Origin of the sequence: Candidatus Pelagisphaera phototrophica (assembly GCF_014529625.1) — a bacterium.
GTDB lineage: Bacteria > Verrucomicrobiota > Verrucomicrobiia > Opitutales > Opitutaceae > Pelagisphaera > Pelagisphaera phototrophica.
In genome coordinates this window covers 3762291-3778388 of sequence record NZ_CP076039.1, presented here as the reverse complement: position 1 = coordinate 3778388, position 16098 = coordinate 3762291, and the positions used below count along the sequence as shown (strand labels likewise).

The 16098-nt window shown below is 48.7% G+C and carries 18 protein-coding genes; 13 read left to right on the top strand and 5 right to left on the bottom strand.

Going from position 1 to position 16098, the window contains the following annotated elements:
- The first annotated feature begins 8 nt into the window (after positions 1 to 8).
- The 7 genes from GA004_RS16435 to GA004_RS16405 all read left to right on the top strand — a co-directional run bounded on the left by GA004_RS16435 (position 9) and on the right by GA004_RS16405 (position 6997).
- Positions 9 to 755, top strand: coding sequence for a LolA-like protein (locus tag GA004_RS16435; protein ID WP_283394970.1), 747 nt, complete (start codon positions 9 to 11; stop codon positions 753 to 755).
- Positions 756 to 849: 94 nt separating this feature from the next.
- Positions 850 to 2142: a histidinol dehydrogenase gene (gene hisD, locus GA004_RS16430; RefSeq protein WP_283394969.1), complete on the top strand. Its 1293-nt coding sequence runs from the start codon at positions 850 to 852 to the stop codon at positions 2140 to 2142.
- Entirely contained in the window at positions 2139 to 3236 is a 1098-nt protein-coding gene (gene hisC / locus GA004_RS16425) for a histidinol-phosphate transaminase (RefSeq protein WP_283394968.1), read from the top strand. The genes hisD and hisC overlap by 4 nt, the downstream gene beginning before the upstream one ends.
- Complete coding sequence (gene hisB / locus GA004_RS16420) at positions 3218 to 3814, top strand: imidazoleglycerol-phosphate dehydratase HisB (RefSeq protein ID WP_283394967.1); 597 nt, start codon at positions 3218 to 3220, stop codon at positions 3812 to 3814. Before hisC ends, hisB begins: the two co-directional genes overlap by 19 nt.
- Positions 3815 to 3880: 66 nt before the next feature.
- On the top strand, positions 3881 to 4525 hold the full coding sequence (gene hisH / locus GA004_RS16415; RefSeq protein WP_283394966.1) for an imidazole glycerol phosphate synthase subunit HisH: 645 nt from the start codon (positions 3881 to 3883) through the stop codon (positions 4523 to 4525).
- A gap of 122 nt (positions 4526 to 4647) precedes the next feature.
- Entirely contained in the window at positions 4648 to 5946 is a 1299-nt protein-coding gene (locus tag GA004_RS16410; RefSeq protein WP_283394965.1) for a citrate synthase, read from the top strand.
- Between the two features lie 322 nt (positions 5947 to 6268).
- Positions 6269 to 6997 carry a hypothetical protein gene (locus GA004_RS16405; protein WP_283394964.1) on the top strand — a complete coding sequence of 243 codons (729 nt, stop codon included), beginning with the start codon at positions 6269 to 6271 and terminating at the stop codon, positions 6995 to 6997.
- A gap of 24 nt (positions 6998 to 7021) precedes the next feature.
- On the opposite strand, the gene GA004_RS16400 is transcribed toward GA004_RS16405, so the two are convergent.
- A complete protein-coding gene (locus tag GA004_RS16400; RefSeq protein ID WP_283394963.1) occupies positions 7022 to 7750 on the bottom strand; it encodes a VC0807 family protein in 729 nt (242 codons plus the stop codon).
- An 84-nt stretch (positions 7751 to 7834) separates the two neighbouring features.
- Between GA004_RS16400 and GA004_RS16395 the strand changes: the two genes are divergently transcribed.
- From GA004_RS16395 to dprA, 4 genes are read left to right on the top strand one after another with little or no spacing between them, the layout of a single operon-like run.
- Positions 7835 to 8590: a pyridoxine 5'-phosphate synthase gene (locus GA004_RS16395; protein WP_283394962.1), complete on the top strand. Its 756-nt coding sequence runs from the start codon at positions 7835 to 7837 to the stop codon at positions 8588 to 8590.
- Positions 8591 to 8611: 21 nt separating this feature from the next.
- Positions 8612 to 9022 (top strand): holo-ACP synthase, encoded by a 411-nt coding sequence (gene acpS / locus GA004_RS16390; RefSeq protein ID WP_283394961.1) that lies wholly within the window; start codon positions 8612 to 8614, stop codon positions 9020 to 9022.
- Between the two features lie 33 nt (positions 9023 to 9055).
- Positions 9056 to 10654, top strand: a complete 1599-nt coding sequence (locus GA004_RS16385) for an NAD(P)H-hydrate dehydratase (protein WP_283394960.1) — start codon at positions 9056 to 9058, stop codon at positions 10652 to 10654.
- Entirely contained in the window at positions 10644 to 11765 is a 1122-nt protein-coding gene (dprA, locus tag GA004_RS16380) for a DNA-processing protein DprA (RefSeq protein ID WP_283394959.1), read from the top strand. Before GA004_RS16385 ends, dprA begins: the two co-directional genes overlap by 11 nt.
- Before the next feature lie 16 nt (positions 11766 to 11781).
- Here dprA and GA004_RS16375 read toward each other — a convergent pair whose 3' ends face one another.
- Genes GA004_RS16375 through GA004_RS16360 form a run of 4 tightly spaced genes read right to left on the bottom strand, consistent with a single transcriptional unit; the run spans position 11782 to position 13680 of the window.
- Positions 11782 to 12129, bottom strand: coding sequence for a histidine triad nucleotide-binding protein (locus GA004_RS16375; protein WP_283394958.1), 348 nt, complete (start codon positions 12127 to 12129; stop codon positions 11782 to 11784).
- Between the two features lie 46 nt (positions 12130 to 12175).
- Complete coding sequence (locus tag GA004_RS16370) at positions 12176 to 12652, bottom strand: hypothetical protein (protein ID WP_283394957.1); 477 nt, start codon at positions 12650 to 12652, stop codon at positions 12176 to 12178.
- A complete protein-coding gene (nrdR, locus tag GA004_RS16365; RefSeq protein WP_283394956.1) occupies positions 12649 to 13110 on the bottom strand; it encodes a transcriptional regulator NrdR in 462 nt (153 codons plus the stop codon). Before nrdR ends, GA004_RS16370 begins: the two co-directional genes overlap by 4 nt.
- Before the next feature lie 6 nt (positions 13111 to 13116).
- Positions 13117 to 13680 carry an anthranilate synthase component II gene (locus GA004_RS16360; RefSeq protein ID WP_283394955.1) on the bottom strand — a complete coding sequence of 188 codons (564 nt, stop codon included), beginning with the start codon at positions 13678 to 13680 and terminating at the stop codon, positions 13117 to 13119.
- 166 nt (positions 13681 to 13846) lie between these two features.
- Between GA004_RS16360 and tgt the strand changes: the two genes are divergently transcribed.
- Complete coding sequence (gene tgt / locus GA004_RS16355; protein ID WP_343218867.1) at positions 13847 to 14989, top strand: tRNA guanosine(34) transglycosylase Tgt; 1143 nt, start codon at positions 13847 to 13849, stop codon at positions 14987 to 14989.
- Between the two features lie 96 nt (positions 14990 to 15085).
- Positions 15086 to 16018, top strand: a complete 933-nt coding sequence (locus tag GA004_RS16350; RefSeq protein ID WP_283394953.1) for a UDP-glucuronic acid decarboxylase family protein — start codon at positions 15086 to 15088, stop codon at positions 16016 to 16018.
- Positions 16019 to 16098: the final 80 nt, after the last annotated feature.

The following is a 16098-nucleotide window of genomic DNA, read 5'->3' as shown; positions in this document are numbered from 1 at the left end:
ATATCACTATGAAAACTAAACGATTAACCCCAGCCGTTCTCGCGGCTTCTATCCTGCTAAGCTTAATCGCACTCGGAGCTGACTCCGATGAGGAGATCATCGAGGAAACGATCGAATTGGCACGGTCTTACTTAGGTGACCGCAACCAGTTGGACTCGATTACCAGTATTCATTACAAAGGTTCTCTGCTCTATAGCTCGGGGGATTTGGGTACGATAGAGATGGTGTACCAGAAACCCATGAAGCAGCGTATGGTCGCGGTGATCGGAGACAGGAAAGAGATATCGGTTTTAAACAACTCAGAAGGCTGGACCACTTTCGAAAGAGTTATTGATTCAGTCCCTCTGAGCATGGAGATATTTGACCCGATCCGAATTCTCATCATGCAGGCTAGCGTTCGGGAGGCTTTTGGCTTTTTCAAGAAGCCGAACGTCCGTAATGGAGAAATCATCTACGAAGGCAAGGAGATGGTCAAAGGCCATGAATGTATCGTTTTGACTTATCATCATGGAGACGGAATCGCCTTCCAGCGCTATATCGACGCGGAAACTGGGCAAGTTCGTAGAACCCTCGATAGTAAAGGTGTGGAGTACTTCGAAGAAGGTGAAATAGTGGTAGAAGGAATTCGCTTTCCCAAGAAGATGGTGAGCACGTTCTCAACTGCCATTGGAAGCCAGACGATGGAATTTGCCTACACGTCAGTGGAGATAAACAAGAATCTGCCTGAATCGGATTTCATAATGCCTCTTCCCTAGGAATCATTCGTGCTTGGAGATTCCTTTAGGGATTGAGACTCTAAAATTACATTTATCTTTGCCAAGCACGTGAGGCTCTTCCATTAGTGGCGTCATGGCAGATTTGGCATATCGCTCAAGCGGCTTTCAGCAGAGGTTGGCAACGTTCTGCGAGACCGCAGTAGTCCCGCAGTGTATAGTCGATACTGTCTCCAAGATCCTCGCGGACATCTGGGGCAAGGGCGACAAAGGAATTGCGGCTACGATGCGGCGGATTGACGGGCTCCGTTTGAAGCCTTCCCAATTCCGAATCTCCGAATCAGAGCTGATAGGTTCCGGCAGAAAATTGGAGAAATGGAAGCTCAAAGCGATCAAAGAGTCGATCGCTTCCGTATCAGATTTTCACCGCCATGCACTCCCCCAATCTTGGACTGCTAAGAACAAACATGGGGCCACGATAGGGGAGCGATTTTATCCATTGGATCGTGTAGGGCTCTACATTCCTACGGATCTAGCATCTACCGCGATCATGACCGGAGCTCTAGCGAAATTGGCTAAGGTACCGGAAGTGGTAGCTTTTACGCCCTGTGGAAAAGATGGATCGGTCAATCCAGCCGTACTCGCCTCTTTAAAGCTTTGCGGTATCAAGGAAGCCTATCGGATTGGAGGAGTGCCTGCGATAGGAACGATGGCCTATGGGACGGAAACGATCCAGTCGGTATCCAAAGTGTTCGGACCAGGAAATGCCTTTACCGTTGAGGCCAAACGTCAGGTTTTTGGGACCATCGGCGTTGATCTGCTTCCAGGTCCGAGCGAAGTGCTGGTAATCGCGGACGATTCTGCCAACCCTCGATTTGTGGCAGCCGATTTGCTTGCCCAAGCAGAGCATGGTTCGGGCAGGGAAAAGATTTTTCTAGTAAGCCTCTCGAAAGAGGTAGCTACGCGAATTCGGGCTGAAATAAAAATACAGATAAAGGAACTTACCCGTGCTAAGCTCATTCGAACGGTGTTGAGGGAAGGGTTCTTATCGGTGGTCGTAGATACGTACGAAGAAGCAGCGGAGGTCGCAAACTTTGTGGCACCCGAGCATATGGAGCTAGAGGTCCAGTCCGATAAGTTTGTCTATCTTACTAAAGCAATAAAAACGGCGGGAGCCATCATGCAAGGCGGCTGGTCGGCGACCGCCCTTGGAGATTTTGTCGCGGGTCCAAGCCACGAGTTGCCCACGGGAAGATCGGGAAAGTATTCCAGTGGCTTGCAGGTAATCGACTTTTTCCGGCGTTCCAGTTTAATTCGATACACCGAAAGCGCCCTGAAAAAGGCGGCTCCAGCAGCAGAGGCTTTTGCTAAAATGGAGGGTCTGGATGGGCATGGCCGCTCCGTTTCGATTAGATTGGAGAAGCGATGAGTGATCAAATTCTAGTTTCAGAGTATGTGCTGCCCCACATAAAGAAATTGCATGCCTACACGCCGGGCTTTCAACCAAAAGAGGATGGCTGGGTTAAGATAAACACGAACGAAAACCCCTATCCGCCGAGCCCAAGCGTTGAAGCGGCGATTCGGGACGCTTTAGGGGATTCGCTACGTCTCTATCCAGATCCCCGAAGCTCGGAGCTGCGTTCAGAAATAGCGAATCTGCATGGTTTGGATGCCTGCAATGTGATCGTTGGAAATGGCTCGGACGATTTGTTGAATTTGCTGACACGCGCTTTTTCGACGATCGAGAGAAAGGTAGGTTATACCTTCCCCAGCTACTCACTGTATCCCGTTCTTTGCGGGATTCAAAATTCAAGTACTATCGAAATCCCGTTTGGTCGTGATATGGACCTGCCATTGTTAGAGCTTTTAGGGTGCGACGCTGGAATACTTTTTTTCACGTCGCCCAATGCCCCCACTGGAGTAGGTTTCTCAAATGAGTCGATCAGAAAACTGCTAGAGAGATTCAGAGGCATCGTCGTGGTGGACGAGGCATATGCCGACTTTGCTAAGGAAAATGCAGTCGAATTAGTCGAAGCATTCTCGAATCTGGTGATCACCAGAACGCTTTCCAAATCGTATGCTTTGGCGGGCTTAAGGGTGGGCTACGCACTGGCGAGTGCGGAGATTATCGAGGCTTTGGACCGCGTGCGAGATAGCTACAATGTTAATCAATTGTCACAAGCCGGGGCATTAGCGGCGATTCAGGATCAGAGCTACATGAAGGCGATTGTGGGGAAAGTGGCTCGCACGCGGGACTATTATTTTGACGAACTCAATTCGCTCGGATGGTTTACCTATGAATCTGAGGCGAATATGCTGTTTACCGAACCGGTCAATGGAGAGGGAGAAAAAGGGCCGTCGGTTGCTCTAAACTTGCTCGAGTTCTTGAAATCCGAGAAAATATTGGTTCGGTATTTCCCTGGACACGCCTTGACTGCCAGTTTTTTAAGAATCAGTATTGGAGAAGAGGGTCAAATGCTCAAATTAAGCGAAACGATAGAACAATGGCTGAAGAACGAATAGCATCGCTGGAACGCGAAACCAATGAGACACAGATAAAGGCATCTCTCAATATTGATGGTACCGGTAAGGCTGAGATCGATACAGGAGTGCCCTTCTTCGACCATATGCTGACATTGTTTGCAGCTCATGGGTTATTCGATCTAGAAGTTGTCGCGAAAGGAGATGTAAAAGTAGACTATCACCACACGGTTGAAGACGTTGGAATCGTGCTGGGGCAGCTTTTTAAGAACGCGGTTGGAGACAAAAAAGGCATGCATCGCTATGGTTTCTTTATTCTTCCAATGGATGAGTGCTTAGGAAGAGTGGCGATCGATCTCGGCAATCGTCCCTTTCTTGATTATCAAGTGGTTGCTCCAACATCCTATGTGAGGGACTTTAATATTGTTCTCGTAAAGGAGTTTTGTCGGGCTTTTTCAAATACATTGGGAGCGAATCTGCATATTAAACTCGAGTATGGAGAAGAGCCGCATCACATAGCGGAGTGTATCTTCAAATGCATGGCGAGGGCAGTCGATATGGCTAGTTCAATCGACAGTCGTCTCGAAGGACTTCTTCCGTCTACCAAAGGAATGCTTTGAGTAGGGCTAAGCTGACTGTTGACTAAAGGTTTCTCAGTGGCGTATGGATCCTGACTTCTTGATAGAATGAGTGCCAGAATCGCAATTATCAATTATGGAATGGGGAACCTGAGGAGTGTGGAGAATGCCCTTCTAAAGGTGGGGGCCTCTCCGAAGATCGTCACTAAGCCTTCCGAAGTTACCGATGTCGAAGGATTGGTGCTTCCTGGAGTGGGGGCCCTCGAAGATTGCGTCGACGGGTTGCGAGCATCGAATTTTGACGATTTCATTGCGGGATGGATACAGGAAGATCGGCCCTTCATGGGAGTATGTCTGGGGCTGCAAGCGTTGTTTGATGTGTCAGAAGAGCGGCATGTGAAAGGGCTGGGAATATTTCCAGGAAAGGTCGTCCGTTTTGTTTCACAGCCTGGGTTCAAGATTCCCCATATGGGTTGGAATACTGCCAAGCTCGAGCAAAATGACTCTCCCTTCTGGAAGAGTTTAGACAGCGAGAAGGACCGCTTTTACTTTGTGCATAGCTATTACGCAGTACCAGAGGATTCTGAACTGGTACTAACGACCACGGATTACGACGGCGTTTTTACGAGCTCGATCGCCCGCGCGAATACTTTAGCCTGCCAGTTTCACCCAGAGAAGAGTCAGGCAAAAGGGCTCCAGATATACTCCAATTTCGCCTCGATTTGTAATCAGGACGACTCCTTTGCCTCTTAAGATCGGTAATAGTTAACTTCCAGGCGTGTCATGCTTTACATCAGGCTACCAAGGAAATTAGTCTTACCCATCCTTTTATTCGATTACTCTACATTTTTAGTAACTTACAAGCGCGAGATCTCATGAGCAAACCGGCAGTCCTAACATTGGACGACAAAGAATACGTTTTCCCAACCATCAAAGGTGTTGAGAATGAAAAGGCAGTTGATTTTCGGACGCTTCGTTCAGCGACTGGCTACATTTCCTACGACGAGGGCTATGGAAATACGGGATCTTGCCAGAGCGAAATCACCTACATCGATGGAGAAGTAGGAATTCTTCGCTATCGTGGTATCCCCATCGAACAACTTGCTGACAAGTCGAGCTTCCTAGAGTCCTCATATATGCTCCTGTACGGAGATTTGCCGACTCAATTCGAGCTGGATCAGTTTACAACTAGAGTTCGAAAGGGAGCTGCTGTATCGCCAATGATGTGCGACGCATTGAAAGGCTTTCCTCGCGATGCCCCGCCAATGGGGATGTTGGGATCGATGCTAGGAGCTATGAGCTGCTACAATGCGAGCATGGCTACCAACGACCGAGCCGTGGATCTTGAGCATTTCGACGAGGCGGCAGCTGCAGCGATCGCCCAAACGGCGACAGCGGCTGCTCTTGGGTACCGTGTGACTAAAGGACTTGAGGGAAACCAGCCTGATCCCTCGCTTTCGTTTGGGGACAATTTCTTGCACCTAATGTTTTCCGAAGAAGGAAGGCCGTATAAAGCAATTCCCGAGGTGAGTCGGGCACTTGATCTCATGCTGCTGCTCCATGCAGACCATGAGCAGAATTGCAGCACCTCAACGGTACGCATGGTGGCCTCGGGCGGAGCTAATTTATTTGCCTCTGTTGCTGCGGGGTGCGGAGCGCTTTGGGGACCGGCCCACGGTGGAGCGAACATGGCAGTGATTAAGATGCTAGAAGAGATTCGAGCTACGGGAGATGACGGTTCGAAATTTATCGAAGAGGCAAAGAGTGGTAAGAGTGGAAAGCGGTTGATGGGCTTTGGGCACCGTGTTTACAAGAACTTCGATCCACGAGCAAAGATTATCGGCAAAGCCTGTGAGGAGCTCTTGAACAAGCTGGGAATTGATGATCCTTGTTTAGATATTGCACGTCATTTGGAGCAGGCCGCTTTGGCTGACGATTATTTCATTTCCCGCAATCTGTATCCGAATGTGGACTTTTACAGTGGTATTGTTTTGCGGGCTTTGGGTATTCCATCGGATATGTTCACGGTGATGTTTGCCATCGGCCGTATGCCAGGCTGGGTGGCGAATTGGCGAGAAATCGCAATGAACCCGAAAATGAAAATCAATCGCCCTCGACAAATTTATCAGGGACCTGCGTTGCGTGACTACGTGGCGATGGAAGATAGAGGATAGGATTTCGAATACCGTTGGGTCGAATCGAGTCGCTCAAAGCTTGCTAACTGAGCTTATTGAGAATGGTCTTTTGGGGTTAAGCTTTTCTCTATCGCATTCACTGTCCTCTGCCTGGTATGTGGCGTCAATTGCACTGGACCGAAAAACCCCGAATTTGAGAGATCATTTCACTTTTGCGTGTTGGGGGACATGCCCTACTCCCTGCCCGAGGACTACGAACGCTTTGACAATGTAATCGGAAGCGGTCAATCGGGAAAAACCTGCGTTTACGGCTCACGTGGGGGACACAAAGTCGGGAGGTTCTCCTTTTTCGAATGAAACAGTGCAGCGCACTTGGGACAGTTTCTCGAAATTTGATCATCCGTTGGTTTATACCCCGGGAGACAATGAATGGACAGATTGTCACCGAAAAGCCGCGGGATCGATGGATCCGCTTGAGAGATTATCGGTCATTCGGGATCGGTTTTTCGGGTCGAGCAGGTCATTGGGAGGCGGAACGCCTATTGAAATAAGTATACAATCTACCGATACGAATTTGAGAGATTATCCTGAAAATAGAATGTGGATTCGAGATGGGGTTGTGTTTGCGACCCTCCATATCTTTGGTGGCCATAATAACAACCAGCCTGATGTTCCTGGAGCCGTAGAAGAGTTCGTTGCTCGTGATAAAGCAAATGAAGCATGGCTGGAAAATGCATTTGAGAAAGCTCGGAATTTGGATGCCCCAGGCTTGGCGATATTTATCCATGGAAACCCTTTTGGAGAATTGGGAAGGGAGTGGAATCTAGGCTTTGCCCGATTTCTTGAGCAACTGCGCGAGTTAACGATCGCGTTCAGCAAGCCTGTTTTGGCTTCCCATGGAGACTCACACTATTTCCGTGTAGACAAGCCACTTATGCTCGAAGGTACGGCTCGCGACAGTATCGAAAACCTAACCCGTTTAGAAGTCTATGGAGCTTCAAATATGCATGGGGTTAGAGTCGAAGTGGAACCTGAATCAGCACAGGTTTTCCGAATAAGCCAGTTGATCGTAGAAGCGAATCGCAGATAGCGATTTGAAACTTCAGAATCGGGCCTACTTTTTTGAATGATGAGGATGCATCAGTTCCTCGAACTTCAACCCGGTCAGCTTCATAATCCCGGCGTAGAGTTTCCACATGGCGACGATGGAAATCGCCATTCCTGGAATCACTATAACGATGTAGGAAATCCAGGTCATGCGGCCCATTTGTTCGTTAAAGAGCTCCGTGCCTCCTGAACTCGTTACTAAAATGCGGGCGAGTACGAAGTTCATAACCACGCTAAAAACTGAGGAAACGATAAAGAGGAGGGTAGCAAGAGAGAATAGCTTCTCAAAAGCAGACTCCTCATTTCGTTCGGTTACAATCTCGTCGATCTTATCGACGTCGATCACATCAGGATTGTAGAAGATGGTTCTAATGAGAGGTTTTTCGGTTTTCGCGCTTGCGAGAACCAGTATTCCAAAGATCGCTGGGAGACTGGCTTCTTTTACCGCGACCCAAAGGCCATCAAGAGCAAGGACTCCGATGAGTCCTGTGAGTCCTACGTTTGCGAATCCGAGAACTGAGAATAGATTGACATTTCTTCTAACGATGTAGTCGTAGATTCCATACGCCAGAGGCATTGAAACGGCGATTACTAGAATTTGGGTCGGACTCAATATGCCCTCTAGCCCGACCTTTTTCAATAGGTCATCCAATTTCGAGAATGTCACACTCGGTGCAACAATATTGAAAATGATGTTGAGAAGCAGGTTTTCTCGTTTGGCGTTAGTTGGTGTCATTAATTTTTTCTTTAGTTGTCTTCTATCGTCCCTGCTTTCAGCCTTCTGAAGGATCTAGGTGGAATCCTTAGCCAATTGAACACCATGTCTAACGCAAACATTCTTCTAGGCGTCAATATCGATCATGCTGCTACGGTTCGCGAAGCCCGCTATCGGGGTCTGGGACAGGAATTTGGCCCCATTGTCGAACCGGACCTAATTGAGATCGCTCTGTTCTCAGAAAAGGCGGGAGCCGATGGGATTACTGTGCATCCGAGAGAAGATGGGCGTCACGTTCAACGGAGTGATGTTCTCAAGATCCGCGAAGTGATTTCGACTCGCCTAAATATGGAGATGGCGGCGACAGACGAGATGATGGCTTTCGCCTTGGAAGTCCGCCCCGACTCGATCTGTGTTGTTCCTGAAAGCCGTGAAGAAGTGACCACCGAGGGGGGCTTGGATGTGGCGGGTAATTTTGAAAGAGTGAAGGCAATTGTAAGCACCGCAGCCTCTGCCGGCATAGTAACGAGTCTGTTTATCGACCCTGATTCGGATCAGATCGCTGCGTCCGCGGATTCGGGGGCTTCACATATCGAGTTGCACACAGGGGCGTATGCGAATGCTTACTATCTCGATAACAGGGCCGATGAATTCGATCGACTACTCGTTGGAGCCAAGCAAGGGCTTGATTTGAAGCTAACGGTGAATGCGGGGCATGGAATTAATTACAACAATATCAAGGAGGTTAGGACGATTCCCAACCTCCATGAGTTAAACATCGGTCACAGCATAGTTAGTCGGGCACTGTTTTGCGGAATTTCTGATGCCGTCCGAGAGATGAAATCCTTGATTAATGGCTAGGGTTTTAGTGAAATTTCATTGATGACTCTTGATTTCCGGTTGCCTCCTGCCGGCCCGCTTCTGGGCCTTGGTGTCGATATTGTCGATGTAGAGCGAATCAAAGGCATGCGAAAACGCCAAGGTGACCGGTTCTTGCAAAGAGTCTACATACCAACGGAATTGGATTATTGTATGAAAATGAAGTACCCAGACCAACATCTGGCGGCTAGATTTGCGGCGAAAGAAGCGGTTTCGAAGGCATTCACGACTGGAATTGGTGAATATTTCGATTGGAAGTCTATCGGAGTCGCGATGGGTGAAAGAAGACAGCCTGAGATTGAACTGGATGAAAAAGCGCGACGTTTTATGCTCTCAATGGGTGGAACTCGGATATCCATCAGCCTCACTCATACCGAAAAAACGGCAATCGCGATAGCCGGACTGATAGGGTAGATAGGGAGATTCGTAAGGGAGAATGGTAGGAAAATGAGGGCAGAATATTTCGAAAATTCGGACCCGGTCCTTAGCTGCAAAGAAGCGGGGGAATATGAGAACTCCATCTTGGATTCAGACGAGAAGATTTGGGATGCAATGGCTGAAGTAGGCCGTAAACTGGGCCAAGGGATTCTGACAGAGTATGGTTTTACTCGATACAGTAAGAAATCACTGTCCGTTCTTGGTCTGATTGGCAAAGGCCATAATGGAGGAGACGCTCTCTTGGGGATTGATGAAATGGCCAGAGCTGGATCGGTGGGGATAGTGACGCTTCTCTTAGCATGTCCAGAGAGTACCCTGAAACCAAATACGGCCCGCTCTTTAGAGCAATTGAAGAATCGTTTTCCAGAAGACCGATTGGCGATTTTTGAAAGTGATGATGACGTAAGCAGCGATTGGCATAGCGAAATCGAAAAGTGGCAGGCCGGCGAGCCGTTTGATATATGTCTCGATGGACTCATTGGCATGCAGTTTCGTCCGCCGACGAAAGGCCCTACTCGAAAAGTAATCGAATTTGCAAACAAGCTTAAGGATATTCGACTCAGGGTCGCGGTCGATCTTCCTAGCGGGTTGGGTGATGAAGCAGATGACCTTTGTTTTAAGGCAGACGTTACCTTTGCGACGGGTATTCTGAAGAGCCCTTTGCTGAAAGGAGGGAAAGGCGGTTCGATTGGTAGTATACGATATTTGGATATAGGTCTTTTCAACGACCCGATAGAGTCAAAAAATCGGGTATTGAATGACTCTACTCTGAATCTGATGCGAAGACGGCGTCCAGTTCATGTCGATAAACGATTCTACGGTCATCTCTTTATCCTAGCTGGATCGAGAGAAATGCCGGGAGCGCTTCTTATGAGCATTCGAACAGCATTGCTTAGTGGAGTGGGTCTGGTTACTGTTTGTGCACCGGCGGGTATTGTTCCCGGGTTGGCTCCATTGGTTCCAGAGGCAATGTGGGTGTCTTGGCCAGAATCCCCATCTGGTGGACTTTCCTCCAAAGGGCTCGGTTATATCAGGACAATTCAGTCAAACGCCAGCGCAATCCTAGTGGGTCCCGGAATGGGGAATGATCCAGAGACAGTCAACCTGCTTGGCGAACTACTTAAACGATGGACCGGATCCATTGTTATCGATGCGGATGCCCTACAGCGAAGGGTCTTATACTGGGTCCAGGGTGTTTGTATCGTTACTCCCCATTTGGGAGAGTTTAAACGAATCCTTGGTTTGGAAGGAAATATTTCCGATGTGAACAGCAAGCTGCAGGAGTTTGCACAAGAGCATTCTGTAATTGTCGCCCTTAAGGGAGCCATGACTCGAATTGGCGACGGCGAGCGCCTGTATTTGAATACAACTGGAAATTCTGTCCTTGCGAGAGGGGGGAGTGGAGATCTGCTGGCTGGCCTCGCTGCCGGTATTTTAGCTCAGTCTCCACAGAATGCGTTGAGCGCTGCTTGCAGAGCGGTTTACTGGCACGGAAAGGCAGCTGATTTGTTGGCAAGTCGAAAAGGTCAGGTTGCCGTTCGGACGACAGATATGCTGGAGTATTTGGGTGAAGCCTTGTGTGTGGAGGAAGAGAGGATTGACGAATAACGATGCTTATTGGGTATTAAACGGTCTTCAAGGAATCGGACCGATATCGCTGAACCAAATGTTGGAGCGTTTTGGCGGTGACCCCGTCAGGGTGCTGCACGCAGACAGAGCGGAGTTGTCTGAAGTGAGAGGACTTACTCAAAGGGGAGTGGACGCTATTGTAAGTTGGCAATCGAATTTCGATCTATCCCGAGAAAAGGAGCGAGCAGCTAAACTGGGGGTGAGGTTTGTGGACCGAGAGAGTGATCGGTACCCCGGAATACTAAAAGAGATACACGATCCGCCTATAGGTCTCTACGTGCTGGGAGACTATAGGTTTTCCAGACCAAGTGTAGCCATAGTCGGCAGCAGGCGAACAACGCTCTATGGTCAAGGCGTCGCTCGAGAATTCGGACGCGAGCTTTCTGGTAGAGGTATCTGTGTGACTAGTGGAATGGCTCGTGGAATTGATACCTACGCTCATCAGGGGGCATTGGACGCAGAGGGAGGAATGACCGTAGCGGTCATGGGTTGCGGTATTGATATCGTGTATCCACCTGAAAACATCGGTTTGTACCGGAAGATTGGGGAGATTGGCGCAGTCGTTTCAGAATTTCCATTGGGCCGCCGGGCGGATAAACAGACCTTTCCGATGCGTAACCGGCTCGTCAGTGGCATGTCACAAGCGGTGATTGTTGTTGAGTCTGATGAAACTGGAGGATCGTTGATAACTGCACGGTTCGCAGGCGAGCAGGGGAGACTCGTCTGTGCGGTTCCGGGTAGAATTGACCAGAAGACGAGCCGAGGTTGCAATCGGTTGATTCGCGATGGAGCGCTTCTCCTGTCGAGCGTTGACGATCTGCTGACGGAACTTGAATACGAAACGACGCTCCCCTATCTGAATATCGCGTACTCTGGAGAACGGGACTGCGACGTTGAGGAGCTTGATGAAGTTGAGCTTAAGCTGATAAAGCTATTTGAGGGTGGGGAGGCTCTTGATGCTGATCGGATAGCGAAGCAGCTCCAGATTGCTACCGCAGATATTGCTTCGACGCTAATGATGTTGGAACTGAAGGGATATGTGGCCAAACGCCTTGATGGGTCCTATGAAGCTGTATCCAGATATAGCTAGAATAATTTACCTATGGTCAGCCTGGAGGCCAGGCCATCTGGCGACCTCCCAATAGATGAACGTGGAGATGAGGAACGGCTTCTCCCCCATGTGGACCATTGTTGATCACAATTCTGTAGCCTGCTTCAAGTTCGAGCTTGTCGGCGACTTTGCTGGCAGTTAGAAGCAAGTGTCCCAAGAGAGATTGATCGCCTAGCTTCGCTTTGCCGATTCGTTTTATCGGGACCTTGGGTATTACAAGCACATGTGTTGGCGCTTGGGGATCGATATCACGAATAGCGAAGCAGAGGTCGTCTTCGTATTCGAAGTTGCCAGGAATTTCTCGATCAGAGATTTTTTGAAACAAGGTTCTTTCAGTGGACATGGTCAATTTTGGCTAGAATTGGTTTTTCCGCGAATCTCGTAAGGAACTATAAAATCACTAGCGACAGTTTAGACGAAGCACGAGAGCGCTTCTGGCAAAATGCCCGTGCGTAGCAGATCGCTTCCTCATACTCTATCTTTCTCGTTTTGGACCAGCGTCTTCCTCTTGGGCAAATGGCTTCCTTCAGCCCAGTGAGTACCACTACACCTTTATCGAACCGACAGATCTGTTTGAGGGCATCAAGAAGATTCACGCGTAGGTCGAGCATGGAAAAGGGTGCTTGCTCGGAATCAGCTTCTACCAATTCTATCCCCGTTTCAGCCGGATTGCTTTCCAATTTCGAAACCAATTCCTTTGCGCGAAAAATGAACGGCTGAAAAAGCGAGGACTCCTCTTCAGAAAGCGACGCCTCGATGGACTCTTTTATCTGTTGGGCGAAAAAGAGGTCATTACCGACGGTCTTTGAAAAAAGAGAACAGACTACCTGCAATTTCGAAAGATCTTCTGGTTTTGTACGGCTCATAGAATGGGTTGTTTCGACAGAGATCCAATCTCGTCCAAGAACTCTTCCAGATTGCGAAAGTCTTTATACACACTTGCGAATCGGACGTAAGCGATCGGGTCAATATTCTTGAGATTCAATAGCACTTTTTCTCCAATCGCAGTGGAAGGAATTTCCATCCCAAACTCGTTTTCGAGCTCGTCGATCATATCTTCGACGAGAATATTGATCTGTTCGGCGTCAACAGGGCGCTTCTGGCAAGCTCTCCTTAAGCTATTAACTATCTTTATCTTGTCGAATCCCTCACGTCTTCCATCTCGCTTGAACACGTACAGATTCTCGCGAAGAATTTCTTCGATCGTAGAATACCGGTGTCCACATTCCATGCATTCACGTCGTCGTCGAATGGTTGCCCCATCCTTGCTGATCCGGGAATCGACAACTTTGTCGAGCGTCGATGCGCACTTTGGGCATCTCATAGTAAATTAAAGGTTGATGAAATTTTTCAAAATATCCATCCCGTTTTGCGTCGCGATTGATTCTGGGTGGAATTGAAGGCCCCAAATGGGCCGCTCACGATGGTGGCAGGCCATAATCTCGCCTTCATCCGTTTCGGCTACGATTTGGAGAATATCCGGAAAGGCTTCCCGTTCTATGATCAAGGAATGGTATCGAGCGATTCTAATCTCATTGGGGATTCCTGCGAAGATCCCTTTTCCGTTATGCTTAACGACGGAGGTTTTTCCATGCATCAGCCGATCTGCCCGGACTATGTTGCCACCGAAGTACTGTCCGATCGACTGATGACCCAAACAGACCCCTAGAATGGGTACTTTGTCGGCAAATGCTTCTATTATAGAAATACTGTTGCCAGCTTCATTTGGAGTACAGGGACCAGGAGAAATAAGTACCTGTGAAGGTCGTAAAGCCAAGGCTTCCTCAACTGAAATCTTGTCGTTGCGAAACACCCGTTGCTCGATCCCCAGAGCCCCAAAATACTGGACAAGATTGTACGTGAAAGAGTCGTAGTTGTCGATGACCAGTAGCATTATCCGTGGGCGTGTTTAAATAGGGGTGATCTTTCGGGGTCAAGGACGGGATTCTGGCGGATGAGCCATGGTACTTTATCGCGTTTGTTTGGTCTCATTGAATTTGAGTAAGGAAGTGTTGAAAGCGGGCTGGAAGTTCTCCCTCTTAGCGGTCGAACAAATTCTAATGACAGATCACTTTCAGCTAATCGCCACTGATGCACATTCATCCGCCCGTAGAGGAAGACTGCAAACATTACACGGAAATATCGAAACCCCGATCTTCATGCCGGTCGGAACGCAGGGTACCGTTAAAGGTCTGACGCCTAAACAGTTACATGAGATCGACGCTCAGATCATTCTAGGTAACACCTACCATCTAAACTTGCGGCCTGGTTCGGATTTGGTTCGAGACTTCGGTGGGCTCCACTCGTTTATGGGATGGAATGGGCCAATACTGACTGACAGTGGAGGGTTTCAAGCGTTTAGCTTGGCAAAGTTGAGCAAAATCAGCGAAGAGGGAATTGCGTTTCAGTCCCATTTAGATGGATCGAAAGTTTTTCTAGGACCGCAGGAGGTAATGTCCATTCAAGCGAATCTCGGGTCTGACATCGCTATGGTGATCGATGAATGTCCGCCTTTTCCCTGCGAGAAGCAAGATTGTGTGAAAGCGGTTGAGCGTACAACTCGATGGGCTCGAAAATGTCGTGAAGTTGCAGATGATATAGGTTTTCTCGACTCAGGACGCCACGTGTTTGCGATTGCTCAAGGTTCCACCTTTGAGGATTTGAGGCGTCAGTCTGCAGAAGAACTCTCTGCTCTAGAGTTTTCGGGCTATGCCATTGGAGGGGTCAGCGTTGGAGAGCCGGAGCCTGAGATGCTCCATCAAGTGGGAGTGACTATACCGTTTCTACCGCCAGAAAAGCCTCGCTATACGATGGGTCTAGGGACTCCTCCTCAGATGCTGAAGATGATTGGGCTTGGAGTGGACATGTTTGATTGCGTGCTGCCTTCTCGTGTTGCCAGAAACGGGGCGTTTTTCACACCTTTCGGAATGAAAAACATCCGGAATGCAAAATTTGCGAAAGATCCATCGCCATTGGTTGAAGGTATGGACAATTACGCTTGCGCAAACTTTAGCCGTGCTTACCTCCGGCACCTGACGGTTGCCAAAGAGATTCTGAGTTGTACCTTGCTGACAATTCACAACCTGTATTTCTATCTAGATTTAATCAAGCAGGCCAGAGATCACATTGAGAGCGGCGATTTTTCGTCATGGAGTCGCGAGTGGATTGAGAAATACGAATCCGGGGACCGATCTGAGAACTAGATCACTGGTCTCCCATTCCGGTAGACTTTCCATTTAACGGCCGGTTGACATCATTGCTCTTGGAATTCCATACTGGTGGTCGAAAGTAAACGTCTAATGAGAATTCTAATTACAGGCGGGGCAGGTTTTCTTGGCAGTCATTTAGCGGATCGACTGCTTGAGGATGGGAACGAGATCATTTGCATGGACAACCTCTTTACGGGCTCGAAGAGGAATATCGCGCACCTGGTACAGAATCCGAACTTTGAATTTTTGCGGCACGACGTGATAGATCCCTTTAAACTAGAGGTGGATCAGATCTACAATTTGGCCTGTCCGGCGTCTCCCGTGCATTACCAGTATAATGCGATCAAGACGATTAAAACTTCAGTGATGGGAGCAATTAATTGCCTTGGCTTGGCGAAGCGAGTAAACGCCCGCGTGTTCCAGGCGTCCACTTCTGAGGTATATGGTGATCCAGAGGTTCATCCACAGCCGGAATCGTATTGGGGGAGCGTTAATCCGATTGGAATTCGGTCGTGCTATGACGAGGGCAAACGTTGTGCGGAAACTCTATTTTTCGACTATCACCGGCAAAACGGGGTCGATATTCGCATCGTACGCATCTTCAATACTTACGGGCCGCGAATGTCGCCGCAAGATGGTCGAGTGGTTTCAAATTTTATAGTACAGGCCCTCAGGGGCGAAGACATCACGATCTTCGGCGACGGTTCCCAGACCCGTTCGTTCTGCTACTACAGTGATTTGATCGACGGTTTCGTCCGTTTAATGGAGCAGGACAAACTGGAAGGACCTGTAAACATTGGGAACCCGGGTGAATTCACGATGCTTGAACTCGCTGAAAAAGTGATCCATCTGACGGGGACTCAGTCCAGAATCGTGTATGAAGCGTTGCCTGAGGATGACCCGAAACAGCGCCAGCCAGATATCGAACTCGCCAGGACGGAGTTAGGATGGGAGCCCAGAGTTTCCCTAGATGAGGGTTTGGTAGAAACGATCGACTATTTTAGGTCTTATTTGGATAGCTAGATGAGATTTTTGGTCTGCTTTCGTGAATAGGGGCGCAAATGCACTTGATGAGATGAACAAAGAAAATTTTTTCGAGCAAG

What these genes read in the sequence shown, in the direction of transcription:
- GA004_RS16435 (WP_283394970.1), top strand. Translation starts at nt 9, where the DNA reads ATGAAAACTAAACGATTAACCCCAGCCGTTCTCGCGGCTTCTATCCTG.
- hisD (WP_283394969.1), top strand. Translation starts at nt 850, where the DNA reads ATGGCAGATTTGGCATATCGCTCAAGCGGCTTTCAGCAGAGGTTGGCA.
- hisC (WP_283394968.1), top strand. Translation starts at nt 2,139, where the DNA reads ATGAGTGATCAAATTCTAGTTTCAGAGTATGTGCTGCCCCACATAAAG.
- hisB (WP_283394967.1), top strand. Translation starts at nt 3,218, where the DNA reads ATGGCTGAAGAACGAATAGCATCGCTGGAACGCGAAACCAATGAGACA.
- hisH (WP_283394966.1), top strand. Translation starts at nt 3,881, where the DNA reads ATGAGTGCCAGAATCGCAATTATCAATTATGGAATGGGGAACCTGAGG.
- GA004_RS16410 (WP_283394965.1), top strand. Translation starts at nt 4,648, where the DNA reads ATGAGCAAACCGGCAGTCCTAACATTGGACGACAAAGAATACGTTTTC.
- GA004_RS16400 (WP_283394963.1), bottom strand. Translation starts at nt 7,750, where the DNA reads ATGACACCAACTAACGCCAAACGAGAAAACCTGCTTCTCAACATCATT.
- GA004_RS16395 (WP_283394962.1), top strand. Translation starts at nt 7,835, where the DNA reads ATGTCTAACGCAAACATTCTTCTAGGCGTCAATATCGATCATGCTGCT.
- acpS (WP_283394961.1), top strand. Translation starts at nt 8,612, where the DNA reads ATGACTCTTGATTTCCGGTTGCCTCCTGCCGGCCCGCTTCTGGGCCTT.
- GA004_RS16385 (WP_283394960.1), top strand. Translation starts at nt 9,056, where the DNA reads ATGAGGGCAGAATATTTCGAAAATTCGGACCCGGTCCTTAGCTGCAAA.
- GA004_RS16375 (WP_283394958.1), bottom strand. Translation starts at nt 12,129, where the DNA reads ATGTCCACTGAAAGAACCTTGTTTCAAAAAATCTCTGATCGAGAAATT.
- GA004_RS16370 (WP_283394957.1), bottom strand. Translation starts at nt 12,652, where the DNA reads ATGAGCCGTACAAAACCAGAAGATCTTTCGAAATTGCAGGTAGTCTGT.
- nrdR (WP_283394956.1), bottom strand. Translation starts at nt 13,110, where the DNA reads ATGAGATGCCCAAAGTGCGCATCGACGCTCGACAAAGTTGTCGATTCC.
- GA004_RS16360 (WP_283394955.1), bottom strand. Translation starts at nt 13,680, where the DNA reads ATGCTACTGGTCATCGACAACTACGACTCTTTCACGTACAATCTTGTC.
- tgt (WP_343218867.1), top strand. Translation starts at nt 13,847, where the DNA reads ATGACAGATCACTTTCAGCTAATCGCCACTGATGCACATTCATCCGCC.
- GA004_RS16350 (WP_283394953.1), top strand. Translation starts at nt 15,086, where the DNA reads ATGAGAATTCTAATTACAGGCGGGGCAGGTTTTCTTGGCAGTCATTTA.